Consider the following 13,450-nt stretch of genomic DNA (forward strand, 5'->3'; position numbering starts at 1 on the left):
GTTTCAACGAGAAATCAAGCCGGGTTTGCTTGTTAGCGATCCGTGCGTGACCTGCGATATGCAAGGCCCGCCGCCGCGAAGCATGGCCTCACCACCGAGTTGGTCCGCGGATAGCCGGCCGACCGTGCCGCAATTTGGACCTCGGGGGTCCGCCGGGCCGAAAAGCATCGGGCGTCGGACGCGGTGAGATCACGAAAGCGCCCGATCGCTGGCGACGGGGGATGCACCAGCGATCGGGCTGTCCCCAACCGTAACAAGGCTGCTCGCGTAGGGGGAGGCAACTACTGGGTGGAAATGCGGAGTTGTGATACGGATCACGTAGCGTCATCCCTAGGGCAGAGGCTGTGGGCCGTTACTCCTCGCAGGGCGGCGCGTACGAGAGGCGGGGCAGATATTCGTGCCATTTCTCCTGCGTAAGAACGTCCCGAGTGGTCGAGCAAATGCGGCGAATCGCCTCGTCGGTGTCCAAGTTCCAGAGCCGGACGGTATCGGTGCCGCTGGAAACTCCGAGCATCTGGCCGTGCGGGCTGAACGACAAGAAACTGCCCGTCTTGGCGTTGGGGCTCATGGATTGACCGATGGGAGAGGCGATGGCGGGCTCGGTCACGTCCCAGAGCCGGACCGTGTTGTCGTTGCCGCCACTGGCGAGGGTCCGGCCGTCCCGGCTGAACGTCAGTGACACCACGGCATCGGTGTGGCCGGTGAGGGAGGAACCCACCTGGGTCGCGTCGCGGGGATCGGCGACGTGCCACAGGCGGACCGTGCCGTCGTCGCTCCCACTGGCCAACGTACGGCCGTCCGGACTGTAGGCGAGTTCGTTGATGGGACCCAGATGCCCCGTGAGGGGCTTGCCGAGCCGGGTGGCACGGCGCCGATCGGACACGTTCCAGAGGCGGATCGTGCCGTCCGCGGCGGCGCTGGCGAGCGTCTTGCCGTCCGTGCTGAACACGAGGGCATTGACGTACCCCTTGTGGCCGGTGAGCGGCCCGCCGAGCCTACGGAGACGGGACGGGTCGCTCACGTCCCACAGCTGAGCCGTGCGGTCGGTGTCGGCCGTTGCCAGCGTGCGCCCGTCCGGGCTGAAGGCCAGCGCGGCCGCGAATCGCGTCCGCAGCGCGACGGGCGGCCCGTGGGGGACAGGGTGAGAGGGGTCGGCGACGTTCCACAGCTGCACCGCGTGGTCTCCCGTCAGGACCGCGAGGGTGCGGCCGTCGGGGGAGAACACCGGCGAACGCACCTCCCCGTCCCAGGGCTTGAACGGCTTGCCCAGCGGCACGGGCCGGTTGGGGCGCTGCACGTTCCACAGCCGAAGCTGCTCGTCGCGCGCGGCCGTGGCGAGCACCTTCCCGTCCGGGCGGAACGCTCCGATCCTGCCGATCATGTCCGACGTCGGTATCGACCACAGGCGGACCTTGTTGTCGCCGCTCCCCGTGGCGAGCGTCCGCCCGTCGGGGCTGAAGCCGAGGGCGTACATCTCCCCGCTGCTGCCCGCCAGAGGCTCGCCGACCTGCGACGGGTGCGCCGGATCACGGACGTTCCACAGGCTCGCCGTGCTGTCCGCGCTGGCCGCCGCGAGCATGGTCCCGGCGGGGTTGAAGGACACGGACCACACGGCGCCGGTGTGGCCGGTGAGGGGCACGCCGAGCGCCTTCGTGTGCCGTGGGTCGGTCACGTTCCAGAGCCGGATGGTGTTGTCCCTGCTGCCGCTGGCGAGGGTCCGTCCGTCGGGGCTGAAGGCCACGGAGTGCACCGTGCCCGTATGGCCGGTCAGCACCTTGTCGATCGGCTTCGGGCGACGCGGGTCGGCGACGCTCCACAGCCGGACCGTGCCGTTGTCGCCACCGGCTGCCAGCGTGCGGCCACCGGGGCTGAAGGCCACGGAGCGCACGGCGGCGGTGTGCCCGGTCAGAGCGGCGAGCGCTTGTGGCCGACGGGGGTCGTCCACGTCCCACAGCCGAACGGTGTGGTCGTCATGGGCAGCCGCCAGCGTGCGCCCGTCCGGGCTGAAGGCGACGAGGTAGATCGCGCCGCCATGCCCCTTCACGGGCGAACCCAGCGAACGCGGCCGGTCCGGATTTTGTACGTCCCACAGCCGGACCGTCCCGTCGTCCGAAGCGGTGGCGAGGGTCTTGCCGTCCGGGCCGAAGACCGCGCTGCTCACCCAACTCGTGTGGCCGGTGAGGGGTTGGCCCATCGGCTTGGGGCGGGAGGGGTCCGACACGTCCCACAGCCGTACGGTCCGGTCGTAGCTGGCGGTGGCCAGGAGCCGTCCGTCCGGGCTGAACGAGGTGAGGTAGACGGCGCCCTTGTGGCCGAGAAGGGGGGTGGCCAGCGGGGCGTTCACGATCGAGAGCAACCGGTTCTTCGTGCCCTCGTCGTCCGGCCGCAGGTTGTGCGCCACCAGGTCGAGTTGAGCGGACAGCGACGGGTCCGTGTGCTGGGCGCGATCGGCCTCGGCGACCACCTGCTCGAACACCGCGTCGTCCCGCTGCTGCCACGCGACCACCGCCGAGACGACGGCCACCATCGACAGAACGACCAGCGCCGCCACCGCGCCGCGGGTGATCAGGACCGTGCGCCTGCGGAGCTTCGCCGAAGCGGCGAGGAACTCCACGGCGCCTCTGGTCAGGAAGGTGCCACCGGCGGTCTTCCGCCAGGCACGGGCCTGTTCGAGACGGGAGCCCCGGTAGAGCAGTGACGTGTCGCGGTCGGAGTCCTCCCACGTCCTGCCGTCCTCCTCCAGGCGCTGGCGCAGCAGGTTGTCGTTCCTGTCCTCGTCGATCCAGTCGCGAAGTCGGGGCCAGGCGTGGAGCAGCGCTTCATGCGTGATCTCCACGGTCTCGGCGTCGAGCGTCACCAGCCGGGCGCGTACGAGTGCTTCGAGCGACTCCTCGGTCTTGCCGGGGTCCGTCGACTCCTCGGCCAGCTGGCGCCGCGTCCCGCGCCTTCGGGTGGCCTGGGTGTCCTCGCCGAGCCGCACCAGCCTGAGCAGGAGCAGCCTCGCGGCCGTGCGGGCCGCCGGGTCGAGGTCGGACCAGGCCCGCTCGGCGCTCGCCGCCACCGCTCCCTGGATGCCGCCCGCCGCGCGGTAGCCGGACAGCGTCAGCCGGCCCGTCTTCCGCCGCTGCCACGTGGCGAGCAGGGCGTGGGAGAGGAGCGGCAGCACTCCCGCGTCGTGCGTCCCGCGGGGCCCGTCCGTGCTCACCTCCCGGACGATCAGTTCCGCGAGCCCCGGTTCGAGTTCGAGCCCGACGGCCTTGGCCGGCCCGGTCACCGCGTCGCGCAACTCCGTATGGGTCAGCGGCCCCAGGACCATGTGCCGGTGCTGCAGCGCGTCGGCCAGCTCGGGATACCCGAGGCACTGCTCGTAGAAGTCGGCGCGTACGCCGAGTACCACGACGGCTGGCGCCGGGTCACCGGCGTCGTCGGGGTCGCCCGGGTCGTCGGGGTCACCGGCGGAGCACGCGGCCTGGAGAAGCTGGATGAAGGTGCGCCTGCTCGCCTCGTCGGAGGAGAGGGTGAACGTCTCCTCGAACTGGTCCACGATGACGACGGGACGGGCGGCGGACGACGTCTCGCGCTGCCCCCACGCCGTGACGGCCCCGCGCACGGCGTTCGCGAACCGCGCGGTACCAGGCCGCGCCGCCCCCGGCCCCTCGGCGGCGGAGACGACGGGCGCGAGCTCGGGTATCTGGCGGGTCAGCTCGGCGAGAGGATCGCTTCCCGGTACGAGCTGGAGGACCGGGCCCGCCCGGCTCTCCCCGTCGCTCAGTGCGCCGTCCCGCAGGGTGGGCACCAGCCCGGCGTTGAGAAGGGAGGACTTCCCCGCCCCTGACGCGCCCACGAGCATCACCAGGCCGCCCGTCTTCTCCGCCGCGCGGAGCTGAGCGACCAGAGCCTCCGTACTGCGCTCCCGCCCGAAGAACCACCGGGCGTCCTGCTGCCGGTACGAAGCGAGCCCGCGATAGGGACACACGCCGGAGACGGCGGCAGGGGCCTCGACCTGAAGTCGTTCCTCGTCGTCCACGGATGCCGGGGCGGCGCGACCGCTGACGGGGTCGGCCACCGCGCGCTCCCACAGGAGCTGCCACTGGGCCATGTCGTACAGACCCGTGGACACCGGCGCGGGCCGCTCGCGCCGCGCTTCGGGTATCAGGACGTGCAGCACCGCTGCGAGGGCGACGAACTGGGCGGGCACGTTCTTGGCCCGCCGCCAGTCGCTGATCCGCTGGGCGGACACCCGCACGGTCCGCCCTCGGTCGTCGACCCGCTGATGCCGGACGACCGCCTCGGACACGCGCTGGAGGGGAGGGTTACCGGCTTCCTTGTACAGCAGCGCGAGACGCTCCGCGAATGCCGTGCGTGCCCCTGAGTCGGAACTCAAGGCCTCCACCCCTCACTTCCCCCCGCCTGGACGTCCGGACCGGAAAACTCACCTTATACGGCTGACCTGCGGCTACGAGGTCCGGACGACAGCGGAACCTCCCCGTCCGGGGCCTCGACTGGCAGGATCACAAAGCGATAGCGGCCAACTGCGCAGCGTCAGGGCGTCAGGACGGCAGGGCATCAGGGCGTCAGGACGGCAGGACGGCAAACGTCAGGACGGCAGGGCGGGCCACCAGGTCCTGGTGCCAAGCAGAGCTGTCACGCCGAGCTGACAGATCGAGCTGACACACCGAGGTGCCACACCAAGGTGACAGACCGAGCTGGCAGACCGAGCTGACAGACGACGCCGCATGGCCGCGGCTGGATACCGCCGATCACCTCCGAACCTCCGGACCGTTGTCACATGGACTGCGGATCCGTCTCTCCTCGATCCGCGCCGTTACGCCGACATGGCGCGAATCGATGCAGCCCGTCGTTCGGTACCGGTCCCCACAGGGGAGGGACCGGTACCGAAACGACGCGGCGGGGCGGGGCGCGGCGCGCGAGAAGGGGTGCACGGCCGGTCGTCCGGTGCGATCCGTTGTCCGGATGATGTGCCCGGTGTGGCTCCGAACGAGTGGACTCCTTGCCCCGGGGACGGGCGGTCGGGCCTGTGTCGCGGGCAGAGGTGGTGATGTTCGTGACGTCCGCCCCCTGTTCAGGAAGAGGCGTCCCCGAATGAGACGTTCCACCTCCCGCCGTACCCTCTGTGCAGCGCTGCTCGTAGCGTCTTTGTGGGCGCCGACGGCGACCCAGCCCGCAGCGGCTGATCCCGTAGCCACCGATCGGGCCGCGACCGATCAGGCCGCCACCGATCAGGCCGCCACCGATCAGGCCGCCACCGATCAGGCCGCGACCGATCAGCGACAGATCACCGCCCACCCCGACAAGGGCGACTGCCCGAACAGCCTGGGGCGGGGGCTCACGGCCCGCCTCGACAAGGCGATGAACGACGTCGGAAAGAAGGCGGACATCCCCGGTGCCGTCGTCGGCCTGTGGATGCCGGGCAGGGGCTGCTACGTACGGTCCATGGGCGTAGCCGACACCAGGACCGGCCGCCCGATGGCCGCCGACTCCTTCGTCCGGATCGGCAGCGAGACCAAGACGTTCACCGTCACCGCGCTGCTCGAGCTCGTGGACGAGGGCCGGGTGAAGCTGGACGATCCGATCTCCACCTACGTCAAGGGCGTGCCCAAGGGCCACCGCATCACGCTGCGCCAGCTCGCGGGGATGCGCAGCGGCCTCTTCCCCTACACCGAGGACGCCGGCTTCGTCCGCGACCTGCTGAGCGACCCGCAGCGCACCTTCACCCCGCGCCAGTCCCTCGCGTACGGCTTCAAGCACCGCAACACCTTCGCCCCGGGCAAGAAGTTCCAGTACTCCAACACCAACCTGGTCCTGCTGGGCATGGTGATCGAAAAGGTCACAGGACACCGGCTCGCCGACGTCGTCCACCACCGCGTACTGCACCCGGCGAACCTGCGCCACACCCTGTTCCCGCAGGGCAACGAGTTCCCTCATCCGCACCCGCGCGGCTACACCGACCAGACGCTGAGCGGTGAGGTCGCGGACGCGACGAACTGGAACCCCAGCTGGGCCTGGGCGGCGGGAGCGATGATCTCGAACCTGCACGATCTGCGCCTCTGGGCCAAGTCCGTGGCCACCGGCCAACTGCTGAGCCCCGAAACCCAGAAGCAGCGCCTCAAGACACTGCCCACCGGCTTCCCCGGCACCACCTACGGCCTAGGCATCCTCAAGACGAACGGCTGGATCGGCCACAACGGCTCCATCCCGGGCTACGAGACCGTGACGGTCTACCTGCCCGCACAGAAGGCCACCCTGGTCATCATGATGAACACCGACATCACAACCGGGGGCCAGGAACCATCCACGCTGCTGGCCCGCGCCATCACAACGGCAGCCACCCCCAAAAACATCTACGACGGCACAGCCACAGCGCCGTAGCCGCCAAGCGGGCTCCACAGCGCAGGTCACGCAAACCAGGTGAGGCACCTACGGAAATCCGTAGGTGCCTCACCTGCTGTTTCAGCCACCGGGGTGGCGGTGCCTGAAACCACGACCTCTTCGTCCCGAAGCACCTTGGGACGGTTGTCGTCCTTGGGCTGCGGTGCCTGTCACCTGCGCGGATGGTCCGCTGACGTCCACGGTTGCTCGCGGTTGTGCGCCCTGGTTGTCACGCAGTTAGACACTCAGGTCGGAGAGTGACCTCACTCCTCTTAGGGCGGTACGAGCCGATCAGTTCTCTCGGCGTTGTTCATGTTGCGTCCGCATCTCTCCGGAGCTCCAGTGCCGCAGCCCGAAGCACGGCTTCGCGGGTGCCTTGGCTGAACCCGACGCCAAAGTGTGTTCCTGCTTGCTGTAGGAGTTTCTGAAGAAGTTCCATCACACGGTCGTTCGCTCCCGGGACGGTAGCTATTGACGCAACGGCTTCCTTGAACTCCGGGGATTTCTCGGCGGCAGCTAGCCAGGACACGAACGTCTCGACTTCCTTGCTGGGGCGGTCATCCCTGGCCGCGATCCAACGAGCCATTTGCTCTGGGTCGGACCAATCGGGCGATTCTTCATGGCATGGCCGACAGAGGAGCAAGAGGTTAGAGGCGTCATCTGAGCCGCCGAGACTCCTCGGCACGATGTGGGCCCGTTCAAGCGTGGCACGTCGCCAACTGGCCTGCGGAGTCGCCTTCTTCCAGTATTCGGAGAACCAGCCACAGGCGAAACAGCATGGCTCGTCAAGTTGTAAGTATGGAGCAAACTGGTCGATTTTTTGGCTTTCTGCCCAAAAGTTGGCAATGATCCACTTGCTTGGCACGGACATTGGACCCCCCTCTGTCTGGTGAAGGCACCTTGCCACTTGTCACTGACATTCGGCGCTGGTCTTTCAGCATGGGCCGTAGTGATCGTGCTGATCGCCAGAGGCCGGTGAAGCCCGTTCAGACTGGGTATGACCGTGCGGCGTCGCGGCAGCCCTGGTTCGTGATCTTGGAAGCTGTCGCCGCGCGAGTCGCCGCGGCTATGTCGCGGCCCGAGAGGGTGGAGCCGTTCATCGGTGACCGAGGAGGTATATCGGAAGCAGATCCGGCCTGTGATCCAGACCGGCGCCGTGGTCATGGACGGCATCTTCAAGCGGGCCCCGGAGCGCTAGTCACGCAGATAGACACGCACACAGAAACAGGTGAGGCACCTACCGAAGTCGGTAGGTGCCTCACCTGGTGTTTCAGCTGTCGGGGTGGCGGGATTTGAACCCACGACCTCTTCGTCCCGAACGAAGCGCGCTGCCAAGCTGCGCTACACCCCGATGTCGTTGCTCCACTGGCCCGCTGCGCAGGTCGTGGCGACATCGATTACTTTAGCGGACCGGCGCCCGGAGACGAAATCCGGTTTTCGCCGCCCCTGAGGGGGCCCTGCCGGAAGTGCCTGCCGGGCCCCGCGCCCAGCCCCCTCAGCCCCGCGCCGTCAGCGTCAGCAGCGTCGCCTCGGGGGGGCACGCGAAGCGCATCGGGGTGTAGCGGTTCGCGCCGCAGCCAGCCGAGACGTGGAGGTAGGAAGTGTTGCCCTCCGCCTTGTGCGACGACAGGCCCTTCACGCGCTTCCTGTCCAGGTCACAGTTGGTGACCAGCGCCCCGTAGAAGGGGATGCAGAGCTGGCCGCCGTGGGTGTGGCCGGCCAGGATCAGGGGGTAGCCGTCGGCCGTGAAGGAGTCCAGGGAGCGCAGGTACGGGGCGTGCACGATGCCCATCGAGAAGTCGGCGCCCGCCTCGGGACCGCCCGCCACCTCCGCGTACCGGTCCCGCTTGATGTGCGGGTCGTCGATCCCCGTGAGGCCGATCTCGTAGCCCTCGATCTTCAGCGCGCCCCGCGTGTTCGTCAGGTTCACCCAGCCCGCGGCGTCGAAGCCGTCGCGCAGGTCCTCCCACGGGTTGTGGATCACGCCGACCGCGGGCGGGTTGCCGTTCAGGCCGTGCTTGCCCTGCGACCTCTCGACGAGGTAGCGGGCGGGGTTGCGCGGCTTGGGGCCGTAGTAGTCGTTCGAGCCGAAGACGTACGCCCCGGGGAACCGCATCAGCGGGCCGAGCGCGTCCAGCGTCTCGGGCACGCCCTCCGGGTCGGAGAGGTTGTCCCCGGTGTTGACCACGAAGTCCGGGCGGAGCCCCGCGAGCGAGCGCAGCCAGCGCTGCTTCTTGCGTTGCCCGGACACCATGTGGATGTCCGAAACCTGGAGGACCCGCAGCGGCCGCATCCCGGGCGGAAGGACCGGAACCGTGATCCGTCGGAGTCTGAAGGAGCGGGGTTCGATGCCCACGGAGTAGGCCAGACCGGCGGCGGCCGTCGCCGTAATTCCCAGGGGTACTGCGTATCGCGCGCGCATCCACCCATCGTGTCAGACCCGAAGGCCCCTTAAATCAGCGGGCGTCGGGCGGCAGGCACCTGCGACAATCACCGCATGACCACGCTCAAGTCGAAGCTTCAGGAAGACCTCACCGCCGCGATCAGGGGGCGTGACGAGCTGCGCTCCTCGACGCTCCGGCTGACCCTCACCGCCATCACGAAGGAGGAGGTCTCGGGCAAGACGGCCCGCGAGCTCTCCGACGACGAGGTGCAGAAGGTGATCGCCCGCGAGGCGAAGAAGCGCCGCGAGGCCGCGGAGGCCTTCGCCAACGGCGGCCGTGCCGAGCAGGCCGAGAAGGAGAAGGCGGAGGGGGAGATCCTCGCCGAGTACCTGCCGAAGCAGCTCTCCGAGGACGAGCTCCAGGCGATCGTCGCCCAGGCCGTCGAGGAGGCCAGGGCCGCCGGCGCCGAGGGGCCGCGCGCCATGGGCCAGGTCATGAAGATCGTGAACCCGAAGGTCGCGGGCCTGGCGGAGGGTGGCCGCGTCGCCGCCGTCGTCAAGAAGCTGCTCGCGGGCTGAGGCGGGCCGCCCCCCCGGGTAGGGCGCCTCCCGTAGGCGCACTCCCGTAGGGCGTACGCAGCTGAGGGTGGCCGCGTCGTCGCCGCCGTCGCCATGAAGCTGCTCGCGGGCTGAGGCGAGCCCCCCCGGGTAGGGCACCCCCCCCGGGTAGGGCCACTCCCGTAGGGCACCTCCCGTAGGGCGCCTCCCGTAGGGCCACCCCCGTAGCGCGTACCTCCAGCACTGCCCACGCACACGAGGGCGCCCCCTGATCCAGGGGGCGCCCTCAGCCATGCACTACAGGAACCGGCGGAGCCGACTACTGGCCCCAACCGCCGATCCCGCCCCCATTGCCGTTCCCGCCGTTCCCGCCATTCCCACCGTTCCCGCCACCGCCGATGACATCCGGCGGCAGGGTGATGTCCGGCCAGGGATCGCCGCCCCCGCCGCCACCGCCGTTGTTGCTGCCGCCACCGCCACCACCGTCGTGACCGCCGCCGCCCGGCTTGTTGTCGTCGTGCGGCTTGTCCTTGTCCTTGTCCTTGTCCTTGCCGTCCGGGATGTGAACGGTGTTGAAGCCCGGCGCGGTCTTGCCCGCCAGCGCCCCGCTCATCGCGTCCCGCCAGATCGGACCCGGGACCTCACCACCGAAGACCTTGTCGTACGGGACTCCGCCGATGGTGATGTCGACCATCTGCCGCTTGTGCTGCGGGTCGCCGACCCAGACCGCGCCCGACATGTTCGGGGTGTAGCCCACGAACCAGGCGGCGTAGCGGAAGTCGGTCGTACCCGTCTTGCCCGCGCTCGGGCGGGAGCCGAGGCCGGCCTGCTGGCCCGTTCCGTCCTCGACCACGCCCTTCAGGAGGGTGTTGATCGTGTCGGCCGTCTTCGCCGACATCGCGCGCGAGCACGTCGACTTCGGCACCGGCAGCGACGTGCCGCCCGGACCGGCGATCGACTCGATCGCGACGGGCGAGCAGTACTTGCCGCGCGCGGCGAACGTCGCGTACGCGCCCGCCATCGTCAGCGGCGACATCTCCTGGGTGCCGAGCGCGATCGACGGCGCCTGGTCCATCTTCCTGCCGTCGGCCCGCTCGACGCCCATCCGCTCGGCCATCTTCGTCACCGGGCAGATGCCGATGTCGCCGATCAGCTCCACGTAGTAGGTGTTGACCGACTTCGCGGTCGCTTCCTTCATGCCGTAGGGGCCGACCTCGGACTCGTTCTCGTTCGTGAGCTTCGCGTTGCCCGAGTTCAGCCACTTCTTGCCGTCGCACGCCGCGACGCTCTTCGGGTACGGCATCTCGTACGGAGAGCCGTAGCTCTTCGTGGGCGGCATTCCGCCCTCGAGGGCGGCCGCGGCCACGATCGGCTTGAAGGTCGACCCCGGCTGGTACCCCGCGCCACCGCCCATGGAGTTGTCCACGGACAGGTTCATCGAGGTCTCGTTGTCCTTGAGGTTGATGCCGTAGGGCCGCGACTGGCCCATGCCCAGGATCTTGCCGCTGCCCGGCTCGACGATGGTGGCCGCCGTGGCCACGTCGTCGGACTGGTTGACGTGATCCTTTATCGAGGCCTGCACGGACTGCTGTGCCTGGGGGTCGAGCGTGGTCTTGATCCGCAGACCGCCCTGGTTCCAGACCTTGGCTCGCTCCTCCTTGGTCTTGCCGAAGACCGGGTCGGAGAGGAAGACCTCGCGTACGTAGTCACAGAAGAACCCGGCGCCGCTGACCGCCGTGATGCAGCCGTTCTTGGGCCTGCTCACCTTCAGGCCGAGCGGGGTCTCCTTCGCCGCGGCGGCCTCCGCCTGCGTGATGTCGTGCGTCTCCGCCATCCGCTGGAGCACCGTGTTGCGCCGCTTGGTGGCTTCCTCCGTGTCGTTCACGGGGTCGTACCGGCTGGGGGACTGCACGATGCCGGCGAGCAGCGCGGCCTCCTGGACCTGGAGGCTCTTGGCGGGCTTGGAGAAGTAGCGCTGGGCCGCGGCCTCGACTCCGTACGCCTGCTGTCCGAAGTAGGTGATGTTCAGGTAGTTGCTGAGGATGCGCTTCTTGCCCAGCTTGTCCTCGACCTGGATCGCGTACTTCAGCTCGCGGATCTTGCGCCCGAGGGTCTGCTGGGTGGCTTCGGCGACCTTGGTCGGGTCGTCGCCCGCCTCCTCGACGAAGACGTTCTTCACGTACTGCTGGGTGAGCGTGGACGCGCCCTGGGAGACGCCGCCGCTCTGCGCGTTCTGGTTCAGCGCGCGCAGGATGCCCTTGGCGTCGACCGCGCCGTGTTCGTAGAAGCGCGAGTCCTCGATCGCGACGATCGCCTTCTGCATGTAAGGAGAGATCTCCTCGAGCGGCACCACGGTGCGGTCACGTGAGTAGACCGTGGCGATGGAGCCGCCCTTGTTGTCCAGGATCGTGGTGCGCTGACTCAGCGGCGGCTGCTTCAAGTTGGAGGGGATCTCGTCGAATCCCTCGACCGATCCCTTCGCCGCGAGGCCGAGCGCGCCGGCCGCGGGCAGGGCGATACCTGCCAGCACGGCTCCCGCGAGCACGCTGACACCTAGGAACTTCGCGGCCTGCTGAGTTGGTGACAGACCACCGCCCGAGCGCTTCTTTCCCATGGGGGCAGCCTGATACGAAAATTCATGGAAGGCAAATACCGCGAGGCTGGTCAGGCGGCTTCGACGGGTTGCAAAGTGACCTGGTAGCCGAGCTGGTTGAGCTGGCTGACCAGCCGCCGGGTGGCGCGGGTCTTGCCGGTGCGTTCCAGGAAGTAGTCACCGCCGAGGTCGGCGTGGGGGACGTCGTCGGTGAGCATGTACCAGACGGCGATGAGGATGGAGTGCTCCAGGGCGACCACCGCACGGCGTTTGCCTCGGCGGGCGACCAGGCGTCGGTAGCGGGCCGCGAGGTAGGTGTTCTTGGTGCGGGCAGCAGCCATGGCGCCTTGCCCGAGGGCGGCCTTGAGCCAGGGATCGCCGTGCCGGGTCCGTCCGGTGGGCTGGCGGCCGGCGGACTCATGGTTGCCCGGACAGACTCCGGCCCAGGAGACGAGGTGATCTACCGAAGGGAAGCGGGACATGTCTGGGCCGATCTCGGCCAGGACGACCTCGGCGAGACGGGTGCTGACACCGGGAATGGTGACCAACAGCTCGACGCTGCGGCGCATCGGTTTGACGGCGGCTCCGATACGGGCGCTCAGCCGGATCTCCATGGCGGTGGCGGCGTCGATCCGGTCCAGCATCGCGCGGGCGAGGAAGGCGTGATGGTCACCGAAGCGGCCGGTCAGGGCCTCGACGAGTGCCGGGATCTTCAACCGCAGGCGGCGTTTGGCCAGTTCGGCGAGCGCTTGTGGATCGCGTTCCCCACCGATCAACGCCTCCAGCATGTCCCGCCCGGAGACGCCGAGGATGTCGGTGACCACGCTGGACAGCTTGATACCGGCGTCTTCGAGGAGCTTCTCCAGCCGCTGGGCCTCGCGGGTGCGCTCGCGGATCACCTCGGTGCGGTAGCGGGTCAGGTCACGGAGCTGACGGATCGGCTCCGGCGGTACGAAGGAGGGGCGGACCAGCCCGTGCTCGACGAGTTTGGCGATCCACTCGGAGTCCTTCACGTCGGTCTTGCGGCCGGGGACGGCCTTCATGTGGCGGGCGTTGAGCAGCCAGCACTCCATGTCGTTCTCAAGCAGGTAGAAGACGGGCTTCCAGTAGATGCCGGTCGCCTCCATCCCCACCAGGGTGACGCCCTCGGTGAGCAGCCAGTCCCGCATGGCCAGCAGGCCGGAGGTCATCGAGGTGAAGGTGCGCACCTCGGTGCGGCGCCGCTTGCCGGAACCGGGCACGCGGATACAGACCTTGACGTCGACCTTGCTGATGTCGATCCCCGCGCACCGCTCGTAGACCACATCCACTCTTCCGGCACCTCCTCCGGCCGTTCGCCCCGAGCACGGCCGCCCGGGGAGATCCGGAAGGCGAAAGATCCTGATACTCGTGCTCGAAGCAACACTTCCGGGTGCCTGTCGAGTGATCTCCAGCGTCTTGCTAATCCACGGGCTCGGACGCGCCAAGGCTGAACGACGTCAACCAGACGGCCGCAGGCCCATTTTCGCGCCCTCAGGGCGGCGCGC

7 protein-coding genes, 1 tRNA gene and 1 pseudogene are annotated in these 13,450 nt (G+C 68.8%); 3 read left to right on the forward strand and 6 right to left on the reverse strand.

Going from position 1 to position 13,450, the window contains the following annotated elements; genetic code table 11:
• Positions 1 to 352: 352 nt before the first annotated feature.
• On the reverse strand, positions 353 to 4,393 hold the full coding sequence (locus tag ACIGXX_RS15080; RefSeq protein ID WP_399975797.1) for an AAA family ATPase: 4,041 nt from the start codon (positions 4,391 to 4,393) through the stop codon (positions 353 to 355).
• Positions 4,394 to 5,103: 710 nt separating this feature from the next.
• On the opposite strand from ACIGXX_RS15080, the gene ACIGXX_RS15085 reads away from it, so the two are divergent.
• Entirely contained in the window at positions 5,104 to 6,390 is a 1,287-nt protein-coding gene (locus ACIGXX_RS15085) for a serine hydrolase domain-containing protein (RefSeq protein WP_399975800.1), read from the forward strand.
• Positions 6,391 to 6,700: 310 nt separating this feature from the next.
• Here ACIGXX_RS15085 and ACIGXX_RS15090 read toward each other — a convergent pair whose 3' ends face one another.
• The gene (locus ACIGXX_RS15090) at positions 6,701 to 7,261 is read right to left on the reverse strand and encodes an HNH endonuclease (protein ID WP_366461552.1); all 561 of its coding nucleotides are present in this window, start codon (positions 7,259 to 7,261) and stop codon (positions 6,701 to 6,703) included.
• Between the two features lie 213 nt (positions 7,262 to 7,474).
• Between ACIGXX_RS15090 and ACIGXX_RS15095 the strand changes: the two are divergent.
• Positions 7,475 to 7,588 (forward strand): annotated as a pseudogene (locus ACIGXX_RS15095) (site-specific integrase); the annotation flags it as partial.
• Between the two features lie 79 nt (positions 7,589 to 7,667).
• Here ACIGXX_RS15095 and ACIGXX_RS15100 read toward each other — a convergent pair.
• Positions 7,668 to 7,741: transfer RNA gene (locus ACIGXX_RS15100), tRNA-Pro, on the reverse strand.
• A gap of 144 nt (positions 7,742 to 7,885) precedes the next feature.
• A complete protein-coding gene (locus ACIGXX_RS15105; RefSeq protein WP_351166939.1) occupies positions 7,886 to 8,812 on the reverse strand; it encodes a metallophosphoesterase in 927 nt (308 codons plus the stop codon).
• A 75-nt stretch (positions 8,813 to 8,887) separates the two neighbouring features.
• On the opposite strand from ACIGXX_RS15105, the gene ACIGXX_RS15110 reads away from it, so the two are divergent.
• A complete protein-coding gene (locus ACIGXX_RS15110) occupies positions 8,888 to 9,352 on the forward strand; it encodes a GatB/YqeY domain-containing protein (protein ID WP_351166937.1) in 465 nt (154 codons plus the stop codon).
• A 298-nt stretch (positions 9,353 to 9,650) separates the two neighbouring features.
• Here ACIGXX_RS15110 and ACIGXX_RS15115 read toward each other — a convergent pair whose 3' ends face one another.
• Both ACIGXX_RS15115 and ACIGXX_RS15120 read right to left on the reverse strand, forming a co-directional pair.
• Complete coding sequence (locus tag ACIGXX_RS15115; RefSeq protein WP_399975804.1) at positions 9,651 to 11,945, reverse strand: transglycosylase domain-containing protein; 2,295 nt, start codon at positions 11,943 to 11,945, stop codon at positions 9,651 to 9,653.
• 50 nt (positions 11,946 to 11,995) lie between these two features.
• Positions 11,996 to 13,234, reverse strand: a complete 1,239-nt coding sequence (locus tag ACIGXX_RS15120) for an IS110 family transposase (protein ID WP_399975807.1) — start codon at positions 13,232 to 13,234, stop codon at positions 11,996 to 11,998.
• Positions 13,235 to 13,450: the final 216 nt, after the last annotated feature.

Origin of the sequence: Streptomyces sp. NPDC055243 (assembly GCF_044544025.1) — a bacterium.
GTDB lineage: Bacteria > Actinomycetota > Actinomycetes > Streptomycetales > Streptomycetaceae > Streptomyces.